Below are 20513 nucleotides of genomic sequence, written 5' to 3' on the forward strand. Positions count from 1 at the left end.
CGTTCTAACTTCTTGACGCGTTTGCCGAGCTGTTTGCTCTGTCGGATCACGGCGTGTACCAGATGGGCGATGTATAGGCCCGATCCTGAATTGACTCGGGCGCACCTTCCGGGAGTTCGACGCCAAAGAACTTGCGGTCATAGGTCGTCCAGCGCGGGGTTGGTATTTCCAGAACCCGAACATAGTAGAACGCACTTTGCATTGGATCGAAATCCGGGTCTTCCCAAAAGCCACCCAATATGGCCTGACCGATATCGTTGGTATAAGTGGCCTCCCCGGGATTGACGGTATTGCCGACCAGACCGTCGCAGTTGCCTTCAATCACTTCGCGGCCTCCGCAAGAAACGTCATAGACTCTCTCGGATGTGGTCCCATCTGCGTTCAGCCAACCCTTGATGATCTGAACGCGGTCTAAATTGGCCCCGTCCGGGTCACGCAAGGCCCGCACAAGGAATCGCGGCGCGCGACTTTCGCTCTTACCCAGATCACCCCCCATAGGTACGCCATTGGCGTAGCCATGCGCCGCGAAGTCTGACCGAGGGAGGTCAGATTCTTCAAAATCGTAACCCGCAAATACACGAACACGGATGCGTGTGCCGGACGTTGCATAGACTTCTTTGCGCTGCATCGCATCAAATATGGCTTCGCGCGTATTCTCGCGCGCCCATACGGCGGCCAATCCAGACGCTGAGGTTTGCCAGGCCTTAATTGCGTTTTCAGGAGCGCCCAGCCTTCCTGCGATGGTCTCTTCAAAGCGGACCGGGTCAGCCGTTGGCTCAAGCTGGGCCACTTTGCCAAAAAAATTGTCTTCGCGCGTTGTCGGCAGTGACGTGTGTGCGTCGGTTGATCCAATCATGCCGAATTTGAATGGGTTCGCACCCAACTGCGCTTCATAAGCCAAACCGCGTCGCAACGCCGGACGTACATACTCATTCGGCAACATCTCGGGCGTTTTGGCATCAGCTCCAAAGTTGGCCGTATCCCAAGTTTCAAAATCAGCAAATGGATCATCTGGTGAAAGCATTGGATGCGCTTCGCCATCCCCCTTCATCTGGGTTACTTCGTACAACGGTTCCCACCGCGCCCGACGCTCGGCATAGGCTTTGTCGATGGGTTCATCCGAGTCATACCGGGTGTCATCGAACATCAGCCCGTTAGAAAGATTGCCGTTGTGCGGAATTGCCAAAACCCGCCCACCGGTTTCCACCTCCAGAGCCTCCATCCAGTCCCACAGAGCTTCGGGGTTTACTCCTGAGTCTGACGAAAGCGGAACGCGGCTGTTAGCGACATCCTTGCCATCCCTGTAGACAACCACGCGGTGCATATTGTTGCCGTTTGGTGTCGATGACCATTCGAACCCAATGATCGCAGAAAAAAGTCCCGGCTCATTTGCGGCATCGGCCGCATCAATGGTTTCTTCCCAAGGCCCTCGGGAAAATTCAGGGTTGTTCGAATATGGATTCTTGCCTTCGAACCGGGACCCGGCCCAAAGGTTCCATGCTTCTCCGGCGGCCTCGGCAGATCCATCCTGGACATACCCATGCAAAGTCCGACCAAATTCGGTATCCAGAACAGCAGGGTCGTCTCGTTTCAGCATCGGTGCTACGCCAAGCCCCTCAGCGTGGTCCGAAATCACAAGCCAGTCCAACGGGCGCACGAGACGAACAGGTACACCCATCGAAGAAACCACCTCTTCTCCTTTGGCGAATTTGAACGCCTCGGCGGGACCCAGGTTGTTTCCGATCATGCCCGCATCCGGCGAGTAGGAGGTGTGCAGATGGGTATCGCCAAACAGCACCTGATTGGGAAAATCCTGTTGAGGATAAGGTGAATACTCACGGTCGCCCGGATTCCACGGCGGCGCATCCTGCGCGAAGGCTGCTGAGCAGACCGCCATGGCAGATATAGTTAGTGCTTTCAAATACATGGTGAATTCCTCAGGATGGCGTGTACCAGATGGGCGAAGTGTAGGCGCGCTCCTGGATCGATATTGGGGCGCCCTCGGGCAGTTCAGTCCCAAAAAACTTGGCGTCAAAGGTGGTCCAGCGCGGGGACGGAATCTCCAAGACGCGCACGTAGTAAAAGGCCGATTGCGCCGGGTCGAAATTCGGGTCTTCCCAGAAACCGGCCAGAATGGCCTGACCGATATCGTTGGTCCAGGTCGCCGTTTCCTGATCCACTGTATCGCCCACCGGACCGTCGCAGGCTCCGTCAATCAGCTCACGGCCACCACAGGCGATGTCAAACACCCGTTCGGTAGTGGAACCGTCCGCGTTTATCCAACCTTTGACGATTTGGATACGGTCCAGATTTGCACCGTCGGGATCACGCAATGCCCGTACCATGAAACGCGGGGCGCGATCATCATCGGATGCATTCAAGTCCGCGCCCATAGGCACGCCGTTTTCATAGCCGTAGGCGTCAAAATCCGAACGCGGCAGGTCGGTTTCCACGAAATCGTATCCCGCAAAGACACGAACTCTCATGCGTGTTCCGGTAGTCGCAAAGACTTCACGCCGCATCATCGCGTCAAAGATGGCCTCGCGCGTGTTTTCACGAGCCCAGACAGCGGCGAGGCCCGAGGCCGAGGTTTCCCATGCTTTGATCTGGTTGGCCTCATCGCCAAGCCGGCCGGTGATGGCCTCGTTAAACCGCATCTCATGGGCCGAAGGCTCAAGAGCCGTGATCTTGCCAAAGAAGTTCTCTTCCCGCGAAGTGGACAGAGACGTGTGCGCATCCGTGGACCCGATCATCCCAAACTTAAACGGGTTCGCGCCAAGCGCGGCCTGATGTTGGAGACCCAAACGATAGGCGGAGCGCGCATATTCACGGGGCAGCATTTCGGGGGTTTTGACCTCGGTCCCGAAACTGCCTTTGTCCCATGTCTCGAAATCGGCAAACGCGTCATTCGGGGAAAGCGCGGGATGGGTTTCTCCGTCCCCTTTCATTTGAGTTACTTCATAAAGAGGCTCCAGACGCTGCCGACGCTCGGCATATTCGGCAGACAGGGGCTCTCCAGAGAACCGTTTATCGTCGAACATCAACCCGTTGGACAGGTTTCCATTATGTGGGATGGCCAGCAGTTGGCCGCCAGTTTCGACCTGATATTGCTCCATCCAATCCCATAGTGCTTCGGGATCATTGCTGAGCTCATTGGACAGCGGAATTCGGGTGTTGGCCTCTACCTTCCCATCCCTATAAACAACGACGCGGTGCAGGTTGTTGCCGTCCGGGGCCGAACTCCATTCATATCCGATGAAGGCGGTAAAATGACCGGGTACGTAGGCCTCTTCAGCGGCATCGATGATCTCTTCCCACGGAACCTTGGGCACATTTTGATCCGAAGCCAGATGGTTCGTGCCTTCATACGCGCGGCCGAGCCAAAGGTTGTAAGCAGCCTGGGTGCTCTCAATCGTCTTCTGACTGACCAGTTCGTAAAGTTCTGCGCCCAGGGGGTCTTCCAACAATGTCGGATCAGCGCGTGTCAGCAGCGGCGCGATGCCAAGACCGTCGGAATGATCGGATACCACCAACCAGTCGAGTGGTCTCTGCAATCTGGCGGGAATACCGGTGGACGCAACCACCGTTTCGCCCTTGGCGAACTTATAGGCGTCCGCGGGCGACAGTTTGTTAAAAACCAGCCCGGCATCCCAAGAATAAGACGTGTGCAGGTGGGTGTCGCCAAAGAAGACCTGATTGGGAAAACTCTGTTCCGGGTATGGTGAATATTCAGCCCGATCTGGCGCAACATTGGGCGCATCCTGCGCCATAGCCGAATGTGCTATTATGCCTGCAATGCAAGTTATGGCAGCGTAGTTGATCGCAGAAGTCGGGAATAGAATGCCACGAGAATACTGAGCGGAATGCATCTCCAATGCCCCCATAATATTGTTTATTATCAGGTAATTATGATATTGTAACGTAAACGCTATTGGGCGAAGCTAACAGAACAGTTTTCAAAATACCTTCCCAAATGGGGTAATTGCGATGAAGAAGAAATCTAAAGATGCATTTTTCCCTGTCTTTTCTTCTGCGTGGCTAAATGGCGTATCTCAAGGAAGCTTAGAAAAACTCGAGCAGATTTCGGAAATCGTTGCGTACAAGGATAAGGAAACGATTTACGCAATTGGCGGGCCCCAGAATTCGCTTTACGGAACTGTTTCGGGAAAGGTTCAGGTCCGTCTCACACTGACAGAAATGGAGCCGGTCCTGGGTCATATCCACCACCCTGGTGCCTGGTTTGGTGAATCAGAGTTGTTGCTTGATGTTGACGGTTTGGTTGAGATGAAGGCAGCAGGCGATGTCAGACTGGTCAGGATCGCGTATTCCCGATTTCGGCCACTGGCAAATGCGCGCCCTGATCTGTGGGAGGCATTTGCCCGCCTCAGTTCGATGAACCAACTGCTGGCCATGTCCGCGGCCAACGACCTTGCACAACGAAATACCCGAAAACGCATCGCTGCCGCGCTTTTGCGATTGGGCGGATGGCGTGGCGTTTTGCAGGGCGCTGAACCGACAGACACCGTTGTTGCCAGCCAGCAGGAACTTGCGGACCTGTCGAACATCGCCCTGTCCAAGATCTCTGTTTATTTGGGGGAAATGGCAACCGAAGGCCTGATACGCCTGGAATATGGTCGCACCGTCTTAGTCGATTTGGACGGGTTGCGGCGCGTGGTCGAGGAATAGAGTGATGCGTGCTGCTGCATGTCATAACCGTAGCCAATCTTGGAAAAAGCTGCCCCCGGCCTTTTCAAGGGTTTTCATACTTATTTCGATCTTCTGTTTTGGACTATTTGATCCGCGTTCGGCTTTGGCATGCCAAGTGTGCGTCACGCTGCCCGAGGCCTCACTTGCGGATCATTTGATCACGGCCGACGTCGTCGTCATGGCAGGACCAGCGCAGGACAATCCATTCAAGTTTGCCCCGCGTCAGATCATTAAAGGCACATCGGACGATCTGGAGAGATTTCCTGAAATCCCCTTCTTGATCGACAGCACAACCCGCGCTGCCTTCCGCGCTGACCCCGAGATGTCAGTTCTGCTGACTTACGGAACCGTTGCCAAGGATGGTGCCGGACGCGGCTTGTCACGCAAGTGGACAAGGATATTCACGCTGACCCCCGAGCGCGAAAAATTCTTGGAAGCGCTTAGGACCAAAGCCGAGCTGTGGCAGGGCCGCAATACGGCATCCAATGCGCGCGTTGCGTTTTTTGCCCGATACCTTTCGCACGAAGATCGGGTGCTAAGAGATACTGCCCTGATAGAAATCGACCGTGCACCTTACGCAAGCATCCAGACGTTGCGTAACACAGTTGCGGCAGACGCGTTGCTGCGCGAGTTCGACAGTCTTACTCGCATGAGCTTTGTCCCGATCGCGATCCGATTGCTGGGCCTGCAGGTCGATGATGACAAAGCCAGAAAAATTGTCCGATCACGTTATCCCGGGTCGGTTCTTCAAGGCTCGGGATATGCGTATGATTGGGCTCTGGCTGGGATATCTGTCGATGGGTCAGACGCGATCATGGTTGTCGACGCCGCGTTAGGGTCAGCAAACCTCAAACAGGACCATAAACGATCTCTCATTCGCGCCTTGGCTGACTCCGGTACAGTGTCACCTGCCCTCAGAAATCAGATCATCAGGATTTTTTCCCGCGAGTTGGAACAGGATCACTCGTCGGCTTTGGAGATTGCGATTGCCATGCGCGATTGGAATGAGAAACGTCTGGACAGCCAGTTCGCAAACTTGCTCGAAAACGAAGACGTTGATCCGGTCACTCAGTTCGTCATTCAAACCAAATTGGCACCAAAAAACTGAATGCCAACAGTGTTTCCTCAGAGTGTTGAAGCGGCGCTACGCCTGCGCGCGACGTCGGCGATTGCACTAGCGTATTTTGTCACACAACGGTTTGGGTAGCGAGTTAGAGCAACTCTAAGTCTTGAAAAGCTGACCTTCGTGCAGAGTGCGGCATCGATCAAATCGGGCTCACAGTTGACTTCGGATGCAACGCAGCATCTTGCTGGCAGGCCTGCGTCGCTCGGATGGGGAACGGCCCATAGCCGACGTCCAACCCGTTGTTTCGATGCTGCATTCGCAGCCCGCATTGCAGACCTTCGCCGCGAACGCAAAATCCTGTTCAAACCAAACTCACGCAATGCGGGACAAAGCCAGCTTTCGTCTCAATTGGCCAAATGACTGGTTTTGGCCCAAGCGGTTAGGTCGGATCCGTGGGTTTTTCGAAATGCCGTCATTCGTTGCTTTGTAACACGAGCAGTTCTTGCGATAGTGATAGCTGGCCAACAGTCACCAAGTAATCCGTATTGGCGACATCGCCCAGACCATTATGGCCTCTTCATCTGTTCTGTTGCGAAACCGGTGAGCGATCATTGAGGGATAGGAAAAACTGTCGCCTTCGCGCAAGACGATAATTTCATCGCCAAGGCGCAGCTCGACTTCACCGCTCAGGACAATTGCATGTTGTTCCCCTTCAAAGGAATAACCTTCCAGTGGCTCAGGGGGGGTGCCAGCACCAGGACGAAATCGGGACAGTATCAGGTAGCATTGGCCGGATAGCGTGCTGGAAAGTAGTTCATCCTCAAACCCCAACTCGTCTGTCGAGCGCGTATACATGTCCGACAATGCTCGGCGACTTTCGCCCCGGACAACATGTTTGCGCTCTAACGGTCCATCGCCGGTTTGCTTGGGAAAGAACCAATTGGGATCAACAGCAAGTGCAATACTGATTTCCTGCAATAGCTCGGCCGATACTTTGGCCGACCCCAACTCAATACGGCTGAGGTAGGCCTTGGAACAGGACACCAACTCTGAGAGATCTTTCAATGTAAGCCCTCGAGCCTTGCGCACTTCGCGAATTTCACTGCCAAGCCGTTGGGCATCGGTCTGAGATAGATCGTTATTCATGCATTCGGGATAAATGATTTTAGTTGATTTTTCGAGGTAAAATCAATTTAGTTGAAAAATGAAGTAAAAGTCAACCAACTGTGGGGACTTGGGAGGGCGTAATGCGCTTTGATTTGATTGCCAATTTTAGTCCTGGTGAGACGATTCCGTGGACTCGAACGCTGGAGATTATCCTCGAACAATGTTCGCTGGCCGAGCAGGCAGGTTTTACAACTGCGTGGTTCACCGAGCACCACTTCGCCCATAACGGTTACATGAATGCGCCACCTAACCCGATCCAAATGGGAACCCACGTGGCTGCACATTGCAAGACACTGCGGGTTGGAACAGCGCCTATCATCCTGCCGGACTGGCATCCCTTGCGGGTGGCCGAAGATGCCGCAATGCTTGATAACATGACCCAAGGCCGGTTTGATTTCGGCGTAGCCAAGGGCATCAATGAACGCTCAACCATCCAGTTCAACGCGGATGCGGATCGGCGCGACAGTGCCAAGGTGATGCGGCTGTATCAGGAAAGCCTTGAGATCATCCTGAAAGCCTGGACCAACGAGGCGTTCACCCATCACGGTGAGTTCTATCAATTCCCGGTTCCTGGCTGGAAAGAGACCAACCGGTTCTTTGATCCTCTGGACCCGCGTTATCACGGCAAGGATGGCGAATACAAAGCGATGTATGTGCATCCACGACCCTATTCCAACCCTCACCCACCGGTCTGGCTGATGTCGAATGCCCCGCCCACATTTAAGCTGGCTGGAGAGCGCGGTTGGGGCGTGATCTCGATGGCGGCTGGCCCCAAAGCCACGCTGGCCTGTTGGGAACCCTATCGCCAGGCATTGTCGCAACGCGAAGGCTGTGATGTGAAACTTGGCGAAGGCGTCGGCGTCTGCACGGCGTTTTATGTCGGTGAAAGCATGGAAGAAGCGGTGAACACGATCCGTGGTCCGATCAATGCCTATTACGAATTCCTCGGTGGGTCGCGTCCCAAGGGGGAATGGAGCAAGCGCGGCTATCTGGATGTCGGCGAAGAGATGACGCCCGAAGATGAGGACATGGATTGGTTCGACTTCCTCAATAAACGCGGGATCATAGTGGTGGGCGACGCCGAATATGTCGCGGATCGGTTTGCAGAGCGGCGAGAAACCATCGGCCTCGATCACCTCATGCTGATGCAGCAATACACCGGGGTGCCTTACAAGAAAATTCTGGCCAGCTGGCATCGTCTGTTCGAACATGTTGTCCCGAAGTTCGGCACGCAGTCCATCGCTCAGAAAAGGATGCTGGAACATGCTTGAGATTTGGGGACGCCCCTATTCATCAAATGTCATTCCGGTGATCTGGGCAGCGAATGAACTGGGATTGGATTATACCCTGCAACTTGCCGGAGGCAGCTTTGGCAAGCTCGACACCGAGATGTATGCGCAGATCAATCCCAACAAGATGATCCCGGCGATCCGCGACGGCGACTTCGCACTGTGGGAAAGCCTCGCCATTGTGCGCTATCTCTGTGACCGGTACGGCGCAGGAACGCTAAGTCCTGCCGACATTCAGACCCGTGCGATTGCGGACCAATGGATGGAGTGGTCGGCCAGCCGCGCCTTTGGGCCAGTCATCTATTTGTTCTTCGCTACTGTGCGCACCCAACCCGACCAGCGAGACCCCGAAAAGATAGCGAAACTGCGCGATGAGGCGCATGAAACCCTGACCATTCTGGATCAGCAGCTCGCGGACAAAGCCTATGTCTGCGGCGACAGCTTTACCATGGCGGATATTCCCTTGGGGTGTGTGGCCTATCGCTATTTCAACGTCGAGGTCGCCCGCCCGCCCTTGCCGAATGTCGAGGCCTGGTATCAGCGGCTAGCCGAACGTCCCGCATATAGGGATCACGTCATGCGTCATTTCGGGACCAACCCCGACGAATGGGCTGCGCTGGAAAAAGCCTGTGCCAGCGAAGGGGTGCTATGATGGACGTCCGAGACTATCGCCGCGCACTTGGCGTCTTTCCGACGGGTGTTACCATCGTAGCCACCTATGACGCGGACAAAGAGCCGTGGGGCCTGACCGCCAATTCGTTCACCTCGGTCTCGTTAGAGCCGCCGGTGATTTCGGTTTGTGTTGCAAAGTCAGGCCGGGTCTTCCCAACGCTGTCGCAATCGGATCATTTTGCGGTCAATATCCTGTCGGCCGAGCAGAAAGACCTTGCGATGCACTTCGCAAGCGATGTCGAAAACAGGTTTACCGATACGGATTGGATCGCCGGAGCCGCAACGCCTTTGATTCCCGGTGCCTCGGCGCAATTGGAATGTACGGTACACAGCAGGGTCGACGCAGATGATCATCAAATTCTCCTGGGCCGTGTGGCCAACTACATCTATGTGCCCGTTCCCCCACTTGTCTTTTGCCGCGGTGCGTTCTTTTCCGCGCCTCAATCGGAGCTTTCGTTATGAGCGATCACCTGACCTATCACACCCGCTTCAGCCCCGATAAGATCGACGCGCAATACAATCTGCGGGCAGGACGACCGGACTATGAAGTCACTGTCATCCCAAGCTGGAGCAGCGACAGTGAGGCCGCACGCGCCTCATCCGATTGCAGCCTCGATATCCGTTATGGAAAAGGCAAGAAACAAAAACTGGATGTCTTCCGTTGCCTAGACGCGAAAGCGCCAACGCTCGTTTATGTACACGGCGGTTATTGGCAGCGCGGCGACAAGTCAATCTACAGCTTCATTGCACCGCCCTTTGTCACGGCGGGGTTCAACGTTGTTGTCATTGGCTATGATCTTTGCCCATCCGTGACAATCACGCAAATTTCCGAAGAAGCCCGCGAAGCAATTGACTATATTTGGCGCAACGCGCGCGATTTGGGCGTCAATCCAGAACGTATCACTGTGATGGGCCACTCGGCTGGCGGCCATATCACCCAGATGATGATGGCGACCAATTGGCCTGCTTTCAGAGCGGATCTTCCAGCAGACCTGATCAAATCCGGCATCCCGGTTTCACCGCTCAGCTACCTCGAACCGGTGCGTCTGACAGAAGCACTCAATGCCGGCATCCGGATGACCCCGGAAGAGTCCGAGGCCGAAAGCCCGATGACCAACCATCCCCCGGTTACAAATGCACCGCAGCTGGTCGTTGTTGGCGGCGCGGAAACGGATGAATTCCACCGTCAAGCGCGCATGTATGTCGAAAAATACGAAACCCCAGACCGCCAAATGAGCCTATATATCGTGCCCGACGTCGATCATTTTGACGAGTTAAACACGCTTGTTGACCCGGCGAGCGCCTTCTTCAAACACACATGCAATATGCTTCTAGGAAAAGGATCACACTCATGACTGCTTTGACCCGAGACCTTGTTGACTCTGTTGGCGATGCCTTCAACGCCAATGACATCGACGCCGTGATGAAGCATTTCGCTGAGGATGCAACCTTTGATCACGCCATTGGCCCCAAAGAGCATGGCGTTCGGCTCGAAGGTGCCAATACGATCCGCAGCGCTTTTTCCGCGTTGTTCGAAAAAGTCGATAACGTCCATTGGGACACGCTGGACTGCGCCATCTCCGGCAATAAAGCCTATTGCGAGTATCGCCGCACTGCGACGCATAAGGATGGCACGAAGGAAGAATTCCTGAGCGTCGACATCCTGACTTACCGCGATGGGCTGATCGTCCACAAGGACACGTATTACAAGCAACGGACAACCTGATCGATCAAGCCCTGATGCGAACAGACATTCGGCAGTTTTGTTGGAGGTCCCCGCCGTGGCATGGACAAGCCCAATCACGCGCGGGCTTCGCGCAATTCTCAAGATGCGAAAAATGCTAAGGGCCAACCGCCGTCGCCAACAGTAGCAATACGCGGTTCGCAGTCGCTTATGCGTTGAGCAGCATTCGTTGTATCGGGCTGAGATCCGTCATTCGAGCGTCATGGCGAATAGCTCGGCCTTCCTGAACATCCAAGATAAAGACGCCATCAGTCTTGGCACCCCTTGTTCGACTCGCCCATAAGGCGCACACTAAGGAAACACACCAAATTGTGCCCTGGGTGCGCACCGTGACACGCTTCGCGGCCGGGACGCCTTCGATAACACGGAGGATACCATGACTATTGCAACTCGTCTGAAACGCCATTTGGAAGCCCATAGCCTCCCATTTGACATTGTCCCGCATCCCTATGCCGCAACCGCAAGCGAATGCGCCGAAGCGGCGCATGTGCCCGGCGATCATCTTGCCAAGTCCGTGCTTATTCACATGGAGGAAGGACCAATGCTTGCAGTTCTACCCAGCAATCATCAGGTTGATCTCACTGCTCTACAATCGATGATGGATCGTCGTCTCGGTTTGGCGCCAGAATCCGAAATGAGTGACCTGTTTGATGATTGCGCGCTCGGTGCAGCGCCACCTGTGGGCGAAGCCTATGATGTGCCTACAGTTGTGGACAACAGCCTCACTGGGCTTGACAAAATCTGGTTCGAAGCGGGCGACCATAAAACCCTGGTTGAGATGCGCGGCAAGGATTTCGACACGCTAATGAAAGATGTCAGGCACGGCTCTTTCTGTTGCATGCACTAGGGGCGGGAGAAATATCTCGGAATTTAGGTTTTGAGATCTTAATACAAGTTGTGGCTCTGACCTACGTTCACCACCCGCCGGATTAAGTGTGCCCTTCTATTTCAATCGCGACCCAATGCCGCCGTTGATCACCCCCCTCCACCGTTGCCGTGCAATCCGCCATTCCGGACTTTCGCCGCACACGCAATTGCCGGAGGTGGCGAACATTCAATTTGCGGTACATGGCACTATTTCGCTGCATTCGCCCGGTCGACCGAATTCGCATTCCATGCTGGAAATTTGAAAGGTCATCTGGAAGGTTGCCGCGATCTTCGCCGACAATCCCGCTTATTGACAGATCGTGGGTCATCGATGTAGCATACAGGTATGTACAGGTATAAACATGGCGAGACAGGAATGGAATTGATTGGCGCCTCGAAGTCGGAGCGCATTGCCCATACTCTTGAAAGCGAAATCCGCAGGGGCGTGCTAAATCGTGGCGATGCGTTGGCGAGCGAGAACGCCCTCGTTAAGCGGTTTGAGGTCAGTCGCAGCACCGTTCGAAAAAGTCTCGAAATGTTATCCAGCAAGGGATTGATCACGACCAAAAGCGGGATTGGGTCCTTCGTGACATTTGATGGCATGACGATTGACGATCAGGCTGGGTGGACGCTGGCTCTTTCGTCTTCCACCGTTCAGCTGTCTACCCGGGTCTTGCGGCTTGAGCGCGGTCCCATGGATATTTCGGGATCCGAAATCCCGCTTGGATCTGATTGTCTGATTGTTGATCGTCTCCGCTATCTGGACAACTTGGGCACTGGGGTCTCGCTTGAGCGGAGCAGGGTGCCGTGGCGTGAAACTCTAAATGAGGTATTGCACTCTGGTCTTATCGAAGGATCGCTTAATACAACCCTGCAAAACCATGGGCTGGCCATTGCAAGCGGTGCTGAGTGGGCGGGTGTCGTGCCGTCACTTGCAGCCGGCGACGCTGCCGTGATGGGTCGCAAGGCAGGTGATGCAATGTTGCGACTGCGGCGGCTGACCCGCGAAGAAGACCGCACAATCATCGAATATGTCGAGAGTCTCCTGGATCCCGACATGTTCGGGTTGCACATGGAGTTCTGAGGATATGGATGCGCGAGGTCGCGAATTCGACCACGCTTGTGGTGCGCTGATCGGAATGGCCGTCGGAGATGCGTTGGGGATGCCGTCCCAAACGCTGACGCGCACGGAAATCATCCGCCATTACGGGCAGATCACGGATTTTGTCGCGCCAGTCGACGGCCAGCCGGTGTCGCATGGTCTTTCCGCGGCAGAAGTTACGGATGACACAGAACAGACTTTGCTTTTGGCCGCCCGATTGATCAGCGGGAATGGGGTGCTTGATGAAGCGCTTTGGGCCGCAGATCTGATTGCTTGGGAAGCCGATGTGAAAGAACGCGGGCTTCGCGATCTGCTCGGCCCGTCTACCAAGGCTGCGCTTGAAGCGATGTTGGGCGGCACGTCGCCTGCTGAGGCAGGACGGCGCGGGACAACCAACGGCGCAGCGATGCGGATCGCACCGGTTGGCGTCGCCACGCCGCCTTCGTCGCTGAACGCGTTGGTTGACCAGGTCGAGCTGGCATGCCGGCTGACACACAATACCGGTGAAGCGATTGCCGCCGCCGCTGCAGTCGCATCCGTCATCAGTTCTGGTATTGATGGGCTAAGTTTCGACGCCGCGCTGCCGCAGGCGATTAAGGCTGCTGAACTTGGGCAGGAACGGGGCTATGCTGAGGGCGACCGTCAGATTGCACGCAAGATCTCTGAAGCAGTAGCTGCCGCGCGCAATGGTTTGCCGGTCGAGGAGTTTGCAGACAAAATCGGCACATCCGTTGCGTCTCACGAAGCCATTCCAGCGGCGTTTGGTGTTATCCTTTTGGCCGGGGGTGATCCGTGGAAGGCCACTCTGATTGCCGCGAACATAGGAGATGACACCGATACAATTGGTGCAATGGCCGGCGCAATGGCCGGTGCGTGTGTTGGTGTTTCGGGTTTTCCGGCCAGCAAAGCCAGCCAGGTTCGCCAGGCAAACAAGCTGCCAATTGAGCGATACGCTGCAGGTCTTCTTAAACTCCGTGAGCGCAATGCGCCAATGGGGCGCCCCGCGAGCGAGGCCACCTCATGACCGCGCGGCTCTTGCAAATGTCGGGGATCGTCGCCGACTTGCTTTACGACGTCGATCAGGTTCCGGCGGCGGGCACAGAAGCTATTGTAAGTGGCTTCAAAATCGCACCAGGGGGTGGGTTTAACGCGATGATAGCCGCAAAGCGGTCAGGGATGCCTGTCTCTTACGGGGGTTCCATCGGGTCCGGTCCTTTTGCAGACCTCGTTCATAAAGACCTTATCACTGAAGAAATCCCTTTTCTGCGTACTCGGGACGCGGACCGTGATCAGGGGTGCTGTACGGTGCTTGTCGATCAAAACGGGGAACGAACATTTATTTCCAGCGACGGGGCCGAGGGCCATGTCACACCGGAGGCACTTTCTCAGATCACCTTTGCCGATTTCGAGTGGACTCTGCTTTCAGGGTACGCACTGCACTACCGCAATTCCCGCAGCGCATTTACGGAATGGTTGCGGCAAGCCCCGTCTGTCCCCGGTCTGGTGTTTGATCCGGCGCCGATTGTTGCGTCATTGGCCCCGGATGACTTGAAGATTGTATTGTCCCGCGCTGATTGGGTTAGCGCGAACCTTCAAGAAGCGGCCATTCTGACTTCCCATTCCGACCCGGTAACCGCCGCCAAGGCGCTCGCGAAAAACCGGCCCGGCGGGGCCGTCGTACGCAATGGGGCCGCGGGTTGTGTGGTCGCAACGGCCGAAGCCTGTGTCGAGATACCCGCATTTCACGTGCACGCGGTCGATACCAACGGGGCTGGCGACACACATGTAGGCAGCTTTATCGCCCATTTGTCCCAGACCGGAGATCCGGAATGCGCTGCCCGCTTTGCCAATATGGCGGCGGCAATTTCGACAACCATCAAAGGGCCAGCAACTGCACCAACAGCAGAGCAAATCAACCGAGCCCTCAACAAAAAAAGAAGCAGCTAACGAGCACGTAAGACGGAACAACGTTCAACACGGAGAAGGCAAAAATGAAAACTTTCTTTCTTTCCAACGCGGTAGCGGTCGCCATGGTCGGGTCCGCTGCAAGCGCAGACGAAATTCGCGTTCTGAATTGGCAAGGCTACGGCACTGATCTTGACTGGTCTGTTGCCGCATTTGCCGAAAGCAGTGGGCATACGGTGGTCCACGAATACTTCAATTCCGAGCAAGAGATGCTCACGAAACTGCGCACCAACCCGGGTGCCTATGATGTCGTGCTGATCAACGCTGCCTTTACACCACAAGCCCAAAGCGAAGGTCTGATCGGCCCGATTGACGCATCATTGGTTGGCAATCTTGCCGATGTGCCTGCGAACATGGCGGAGAACGAGGACCTGAATGCAGGGGGCTCCCTGCATGGGGTGCCTTGGACTTGGGGTCTGACATCTTTCGCAGTAAACACCAATGAATTCGAAGAACTGCCGACATCAATCGAGGTGTTATGGGACAGTAAACACGCGGGTAAAGTGTCAATTCGCGACGACGCATTGGAAGCGGTGCAGTTTGCAGCAATTGCCACAGGTCAGGACATCAACAATATAGAAGATCTTGAAGCGGTGAAAACCAAGCTGACAGCTCTGATGCCGCAGATTAAGACCTATTGGGGATCAGAAAACGACTGGAACCAGTTCATGGCGGCAGGCGATCTGGAAGTCGCAACGTTCTGGTCCGGATCTGCCAGCCGTTCGATGGCTTCGGGTTTGCCAGTCCAGTTCGTGGTGCCGGCAGAAGGGGCCATTGGCTGGCTTGACGGCCTGTCCATCCCGTCGTCTTCGACCAAGAAGGACGCGGCGCATGCGTTCATCAACTGGATGATTGACCCGGATTTCTATGTGAAGTGGGCCGCGGACGGCGCCCCTGCATCGGCCAACGCCAAAGCCGCTGCTGCCTTACCCGATGACGCGTTCAACAAGCGCGTTCTGGGCGACCCTGAGGTGGTTGCCCGGGTTCAGTTCCAGCGCCCGGTGTCGGATGAAAACCGCGAAGCCTATCTTGCTCTTTGGCAAGAACTGAAAGCTGCACAATAGTCGCAAACCGCGGAGAGCTCTGATGTCAGCGATGCTTGCCAATCAACAACGTTTTAAGATCTTCAGCCTGCTCTCTCCGGCATACCTTTGGCTGACGGTGGCGATCTTTCTGCCATTGTCAGCCATGCTTTATTTCAGCTTTTTGTCCGATGTACCGTTCGGGCAAAAGGAATGGTTTTACACCACCGAAAACTACCAGGCTTTTTTCCAAACAACGACCTATGCCAAGCTTTTGTGGAAATCGATCAAGCTGGGTCTGATAGTTACGGGCTGTGCCGTTCTGGTCGGGTTTCCGTGTGCCTATGTTCTTGCCAAGTGCATTCAGGGGCGTTCACGGGAGGCTCTGTTTTTATTGGTGATCCTGCCTTTCTGGTCAAACTCGCTGGTGCGCATTTTCTCCTGGGCCATCGTGTTGCGCGGCAATGGCGTTCTTGAGATTGCGCTGAATGCCATTCTCCCGTTTGAGGTGGATGTGGACCTGATGTTCTCCACCCCGGCCATCGTCATCGGGCTGGTTCATTCCTACCTTCCTTATGTCATCCTGACTTCATATCTGGCACTGCAAGCCATCGATGACAGCCTGATTGATGCCGCGCGCTCCTTGGGCGCAAGCAAGCTAACGATCCTGTGGCGCGTTATCCTGCCGCTGTCCATGCCAGGGCTTCTGGCTGGAGCGGTGTTGATCTTCGTGCCGGTTGTCGGGTCGTTCATGGAGCCCCGCATCCTAGGCGGGCGGGTTGGCACCTATTTCGGCACGGTGATTGAGGATCAGTTTGTAGCCGTCTTCAACTGGCCGCTTGGGGCCGCACTATCCTTCATTCTGTTAGCCGTGGTCCTGATGATCCTGGCCTTGGCCAGCCCCATCTTAAGGAGGGCGCAAACATGAGTGGTGTCTTGCTCACGAGAATGGGAAAGATCTGGCTGGCCTGTATCCTGTTCTTTCTGTATGCGCCAATTCTGGTGATGGCTTTCATGTCCTTCAATGCGTCGCAGTACTATCAGCTGCCATTAGAGTTCTCGCTGAAGTGGTATGAAAAACTGGCTTTGAATGCCGAGATCCTAGACGCGGCAGCACGTTCGGTCGCCATCGCAATTGTCACGACTGTGATTGCCACAGTCTTGGGTACAGCCGCATCCGTTGCGTTGTTCCGCTTTGAGTTCCGCGGCAAACGGTTCCTTCAGGTGATGCTCTTCCCTCCGATCGCAATCCCATGGCTCATTACCGGTACCGCCATGCTAATTTTCTTCTTTGGCATTGGACTGGGCCGCGGAACACCATCCGTGATTATCGGACATGTAGCCTTGGCCATTCCCTATGTCATCGTCGTGGTCAGCGCGCGCCTCGCTACATTTGACGCCACGTTGGAAGAGGCGGCACGCTCCCTGGGTGCCAACGCTTGGACTGTGACGAGGCGCGTTACCTTCCCTTGGATCATTCCCGGGATCATTGCGGGCGCTCTTTTTGCCTTTGCCGTCAGCTTTGACCAGTTCGTCATTTCCTACTTTCTTTCCGAACCCGGCGACAGCACCCTGCCGGTTCTGATCTACACCTCGATCCGCAAAGGCTTTACGCCTGAGATCAATGCAATCTCGACCATCATTATATCGGTATCCATGCTTGTGATGCTGATCGCCGCACGCTTTTCGAACTTTGGAGGAGAACGCTAATGGCTGAAGTTTCCGTCAAAAACGTCACCAAGAAATTCGGGAAATTCACCGCATTGGATGATGTGTCGATGGAGTTCCCCGACGGTGGATTTTTTGCCCTCCTCGGACCCTCTGGAAGCGGCAAAACCACCCTGCTGCGGACAATTGCAGGCTTTCTGTTTGCAGATCGCGGGTCAATCCACATCGGGGATAAATCGGTTGACCAGATCCCGGTTGAAAAGCGTGAAATCGGCATGATGTTCCAGAACTATGCGCTGTTTCCAAACATGAGCATTGCGGACAATGTCGGATTTGGGCTGCGGGTACGAAAGGTTGGCTCCGATGAAGAACGGCGGCGCGTCGGCGAAGCGCTCGAGCTGGTGCAATTGAGCAATCTTGGGGTTCGCAAGCCACACCAGCTGTCCGGTGGTCAGCGCCAGCGCGTGGCCTTGGCGCGGGCCATTGTCACCAATCCGCGCGTTCTGCTGCTGGACGAACCGCTCTCTGCGCTCGACAAGTCTCTGCGGGTGGATATGCAGGTTGAGTTGAAGCGCATTCAACACGAAATAGGGATCACGACGATTTTTGTGACCCACGATCAGGAAGAAGCTCTGACGCTGTCCGACAAGATTGGCATTCTGCGAGACGGCCGGATGATTCAGTCCGGGCCACCGCGCTCTGTCTATAACAACCCGGTTGACCGGTTCACCGCCGAGTTTCTGGGCGATGCCAACATCATTGTTGAAAGTGATGGGAATGGACGATTGAACGTGTCAGGCAACCAAAGCATCAAGATCCCCCGGGGCGCCGAAACGGCCAGCGCCTTGGCCGTGCGTCCCGAAAGCCTGAGCATTTCTGCAACTGAGCCCGAACAGGAGGGCCTGTCCAAAGTCAATGGGACGCTGGTTCAGCGGATGTTTGCAGGGGCGACGTCAACCTGCATCGTGCAGTGTGACAACCACACCTACAAAATGGTCGCGCGCGATCAGGATGTTCCAACTTTGTCAGAGGGAGAAAACATCTGGCTCAGTTGGAAACCCGAGCAAACGATTGTCATACCATGAGGACAGCGTTCAAACCGGTGCAGACCAAATGCCATTCGGACATAAAGCACAGATCATGATGCAGGGAAACCTGCGAAGTCGGACGCTCAAGCACAGGGCAGCAATCAGTATTGCGGGCTCCGAGATGCTCTGCGGCGAGGTAGAAATGAATGGGCCAAATTTACGCCGGAATGTCAGCTTCCTCAGATGACACCACTAGATCTCGCACCTGCGAAGAAGGTCCGCTTTCCACCCTCTGTGCAGAAGCTAGAGGTCAAACACAAAATAGGTTCGGTTGCTTGCCCGCCCCTACCCTGCCCGCCTGATGCCACCAGTATTCAAACCCTGGTTTCAGTAATCCGCGCCCTGGCGGGTATCCCAGAGACGCAGGATTTCTATCTGGGTGGGCATTACACGATAGATCAGCGTGAATGGGGTTCGCGGCACTGAAAGCTCCCGTATGTCTCGGCGTGTGTCACTCGGGTGACCTGCATAAGGGTTGGCTGCAAGAGTAAGCTGAATGGCTTTGAGCTGAGTTCGTGCCTTTTCGCTGCCTTCGGGAAAAACTGACGAGTAGTAGTAACGGAACCATTGAATGTCCCGGGCCGTATCTTCGAGAAATATAATCTTCATTGGCTGTTGGATTGCCCGCTTGCTACCGGAGCCGAAAGTTCATTCTCGGTATCCCAGCTGTCTATCCAGGCATTCATTTCGTCTGCCGTGATGAACTTGCCTTGGTCTGCTTTTTCAACAGCCGCATCAATGGCTGCACGTTTAGCGGCCTTGGATTCTAACATCATTCTAATTGCCCGTACGGCGAGTTGTGCAGGCGGTCGATCTTCGATCGCAGCTTCCCGTTCCAGGGTCTTTCTCAGGTCTTCATCGAGACGGATTGAATATGGGCTGGTACTCATCGCAATCACCTGTTTCCGTATTGTAGTACAATGTAATACATTGGCATTCTATTCACAATAGACCGATGGCATGTACTGCACCTATTGTTCTGAACTCATGAGCGTGAGGAGATATCATGGGTATGGCCTGCACTTCCGCGGATTTTTGAACTATGCGTCAACAATGCGGTTGGTTGCATATCTCCCCGATCGATTTTCGAGATCAGTGAGATCAAATAAGCTTGGTGAGATTTTATATTCTCAGCTCGTTGAAAAATATATCCGAGCACCATGAAACGGAGAGCTGGGCCATATGTCGATTTCATAGCATACCAGGTCTGACCAAATCGTAAGTACTCGGCGATATCGTCCATAAGCCGGTCACAATGTGACTGATCCCGGGCAAAGCGAAGTTCCGAGCACAAACGTGGAAAGCTGCGCTCCATTTGATTTGGAGAAACTTGAATCTGAGAATGTTTTTCTTTCTTAACTATCGGATTCAAAGAGTCCTCTTTGTGCCCCTCATTTTCATGGTCATAGGCCCTCATTTTTCCGGTATGAGCCGGTGTTATCTCTGAGATTTCCACAGAGATTTCAGCCAGAAGTTTCCGGAGGACACGCGCATCCGGCTTACGGCGCAGCGCATTGCGCACGGAGGTCATCAAATCTGTGATGGAGCCACCGTCTGCTACAAGCTCTTTCAGACGAGCCAGAGCGGCCGATACCTTGTCGCGGAGTAACGTGAATTCGAGAACGCGGTCAGCATGCTTCTGGGCTTCCTGGAGGAACTCAGCATGCCTTTCAGACAATGGCATCAGGGAAAGACCGGTCGCTGTGACCACCCTGCCCTGTCGGTCTCGGCGTGCCCAACGTTTACCATTTGAGCTCATTACGCGTCGGACAATCCCAAGCTTGGCCAGAGTCGAGATATGACGTTCAACAGTTGGAACGCTGACATGGGCTCGTTTGGCAATCGCGGCGTTGGATGCGAAGCAGATATGATCATCATCCTGATCGACTGAAATCTGATCTCCTTGCAAAAAGGAAATCATTGCTCTTAGGACGTTGAGAGAAGTGGACTTCAGCCCAAGCGGCTCTCTCGCCTCTTCAACGGCTCGAAGAAGAATCCATTTCTTGGGCGTATAAGTCCCCTGCCCTGTCGAGCTCGACAAGGTTGCTCCTGACGGAGCCATTGCTGTCACTGTTTTCATGAGTTTATGTCAGCAGACAAAAAATACCCGTTCGCTCAGGAGCGTTTTTTCTTGTATGGCGATTCGGGGACTGCTA

21 protein-coding genes are annotated in these 20513 nt (G+C 54.8%); 15 read left to right on the plus strand and 6 right to left on the minus strand.

The features are described from left to right. Positions 1–46: 46 nt before the first annotated feature. Complete coding sequence (locus AC2FJC_RS13240; protein WP_496739849.1) at positions 47–1927, minus strand: DUF3604 domain-containing protein; 1881 nt, start codon at positions 1925–1927, stop codon at positions 47–49. A 10-nt stretch (positions 1928–1937) separates the two neighbouring features. Beyond that, positions 1938–3869, minus strand: coding sequence for a DUF3604 domain-containing protein (locus AC2FJC_RS13245; RefSeq protein WP_496739850.1), 1932 nt, complete (start codon positions 3867–3869; stop codon positions 1938–1940). A gap of 118 nt (positions 3870–3987) precedes the next feature. Between AC2FJC_RS13245 and AC2FJC_RS13250 the strand changes: the two genes are divergently transcribed. Beyond that, positions 3988–4686 carry a Crp/Fnr family transcriptional regulator gene (locus tag AC2FJC_RS13250; RefSeq protein ID WP_496739851.1) on the plus strand — a complete coding sequence of 233 codons (699 nt, stop codon included), beginning with the start codon at positions 3988–3990 and terminating at the stop codon, positions 4684–4686. A gap of 136 nt (positions 4687–4822) precedes the next feature. Next, the gene (locus AC2FJC_RS13255; protein ID WP_496737757.1) at positions 4823–5815 is read left to right on the plus strand and encodes a hypothetical protein; all 993 of its coding nucleotides are present in this window, start codon (positions 4823–4825) and stop codon (positions 5813–5815) included. Positions 5816–6301: 486 nt separating this feature from the next. Here the strand turns inward: AC2FJC_RS13255 and AC2FJC_RS13260 are convergent, their stop codons facing one another. Further along, complete coding sequence (locus tag AC2FJC_RS13260) at positions 6302–6919, minus strand: helix-turn-helix domain-containing protein (RefSeq protein ID WP_496739852.1); 618 nt, start codon at positions 6917–6919, stop codon at positions 6302–6304. Between the two features lie 101 nt (positions 6920–7020). Between AC2FJC_RS13260 and AC2FJC_RS13265 the strand changes: the two genes are divergently transcribed. The 13 genes from AC2FJC_RS13265 to AC2FJC_RS13325 all read left to right on the plus strand — a co-directional run bounded on the left by AC2FJC_RS13265 (position 7021) and on the right by AC2FJC_RS13325 (position 18354). Then, complete coding sequence (locus AC2FJC_RS13265; protein WP_496739853.1) at positions 7021–8211, plus strand: LLM class flavin-dependent oxidoreductase; 1191 nt, start codon at positions 7021–7023, stop codon at positions 8209–8211. Next, positions 8204–8881, plus strand: coding sequence for a glutathione S-transferase family protein (locus AC2FJC_RS13270; protein WP_496739854.1), 678 nt, complete (start codon positions 8204–8206; stop codon positions 8879–8881). The genes AC2FJC_RS13265 and AC2FJC_RS13270 overlap by 8 nt, the downstream gene beginning before the upstream one ends. Beyond that, complete coding sequence (locus AC2FJC_RS13275; RefSeq protein WP_496739855.1) at positions 8878–9363, plus strand: flavin reductase family protein; 486 nt, start codon at positions 8878–8880, stop codon at positions 9361–9363. Before AC2FJC_RS13270 ends, AC2FJC_RS13275 begins: the two co-directional genes overlap by 4 nt. Beyond that, positions 9360–10256 (plus strand): alpha/beta hydrolase, encoded by an 897-nt coding sequence (locus AC2FJC_RS13280; protein ID WP_496739856.1) that lies wholly within the window; start codon positions 9360–9362, stop codon positions 10254–10256. Before AC2FJC_RS13275 ends, AC2FJC_RS13280 begins: the two co-directional genes overlap by 4 nt. Then, complete coding sequence (locus tag AC2FJC_RS13285) at positions 10253–10627, plus strand: nuclear transport factor 2 family protein (RefSeq protein ID WP_496739857.1); 375 nt, start codon at positions 10253–10255, stop codon at positions 10625–10627. Before AC2FJC_RS13280 ends, AC2FJC_RS13285 begins: the two co-directional genes overlap by 4 nt. Positions 10628–11021: 394 nt before the next feature. After that, complete coding sequence (locus AC2FJC_RS13290) at positions 11022–11492, plus strand: aminoacyl-tRNA deacylase (RefSeq protein ID WP_496739858.1); 471 nt, start codon at positions 11022–11024, stop codon at positions 11490–11492. Between the two features lie 396 nt (positions 11493–11888). Beyond that, the gene (locus tag AC2FJC_RS13295; RefSeq protein WP_496739859.1) at positions 11889–12596 is read left to right on the plus strand and encodes a GntR family transcriptional regulator; all 708 of its coding nucleotides are present in this window, start codon (positions 11889–11891) and stop codon (positions 12594–12596) included. Positions 12597–12600: 4 nt separating this feature from the next. Beyond that, a complete protein-coding gene (locus AC2FJC_RS13300; protein ID WP_496739862.1) occupies positions 12601–13638 on the plus strand; it encodes an ADP-ribosylglycohydrolase family protein in 1038 nt (345 codons plus the stop codon). After that, complete coding sequence (locus AC2FJC_RS13305) at positions 13635–14561, plus strand: PfkB family carbohydrate kinase (protein ID WP_496739863.1); 927 nt, start codon at positions 13635–13637, stop codon at positions 14559–14561. Before AC2FJC_RS13300 ends, AC2FJC_RS13305 begins: the two co-directional genes overlap by 4 nt. Before the next feature lie 44 nt (positions 14562–14605). Continuing rightward, entirely contained in the window at positions 14606–15643 is a 1038-nt protein-coding gene (locus AC2FJC_RS13310) for an ABC transporter substrate-binding protein (RefSeq protein WP_496739864.1), read from the plus strand. A gap of 22 nt (positions 15644–15665) precedes the next feature. Beyond that, positions 15666–16529 carry an ABC transporter permease gene (locus AC2FJC_RS13315; protein ID WP_496739865.1) on the plus strand — a complete coding sequence of 288 codons (864 nt, stop codon included), beginning with the start codon at positions 15666–15668 and terminating at the stop codon, positions 16527–16529. Next, positions 16526–17311, plus strand: a complete 786-nt coding sequence (locus AC2FJC_RS13320; RefSeq protein ID WP_496739866.1) for an ABC transporter permease — start codon at positions 16526–16528, stop codon at positions 17309–17311. The genes AC2FJC_RS13315 and AC2FJC_RS13320 overlap by 4 nt, the downstream gene beginning before the upstream one ends. After that, positions 17311–18354, plus strand: coding sequence for an ABC transporter ATP-binding protein (locus tag AC2FJC_RS13325; RefSeq protein ID WP_496739867.1), 1044 nt, complete (start codon positions 17311–17313; stop codon positions 18352–18354). Before AC2FJC_RS13320 ends, AC2FJC_RS13325 begins: the two co-directional genes overlap by 1 nt. A 330-nt stretch (positions 18355–18684) precedes the next feature. Here the strand turns inward: AC2FJC_RS13325 and AC2FJC_RS13330 are convergent, their stop codons facing one another. The 3 genes from AC2FJC_RS13330 to AC2FJC_RS13340 form a co-directional block, all read right to left on the minus strand. Then, complete coding sequence (locus AC2FJC_RS13330; RefSeq protein WP_496739868.1) at positions 18685–18966, minus strand: type II toxin-antitoxin system RelE/ParE family toxin; 282 nt, start codon at positions 18964–18966, stop codon at positions 18685–18687. Then, positions 18963–19247, minus strand: coding sequence for a CopG family ribbon-helix-helix protein (locus AC2FJC_RS13335; protein WP_170555471.1), 285 nt, complete (start codon positions 19245–19247; stop codon positions 18963–18965). Before AC2FJC_RS13335 ends, AC2FJC_RS13330 begins: the two co-directional genes overlap by 4 nt. A 95-nt stretch (positions 19248–19342) precedes the next feature. Next, positions 19343–20437: a helix-turn-helix domain-containing protein gene (locus AC2FJC_RS13340; RefSeq protein WP_496739870.1), complete on the minus strand. Its 1095-nt coding sequence runs from the start codon at positions 20435–20437 to the stop codon at positions 19343–19345. Between the last annotated feature and the right edge of the window lie 76 nt (positions 20438–20513).

The organism is Ruegeria sp. CDSB117 (assembly GCF_059611005.1).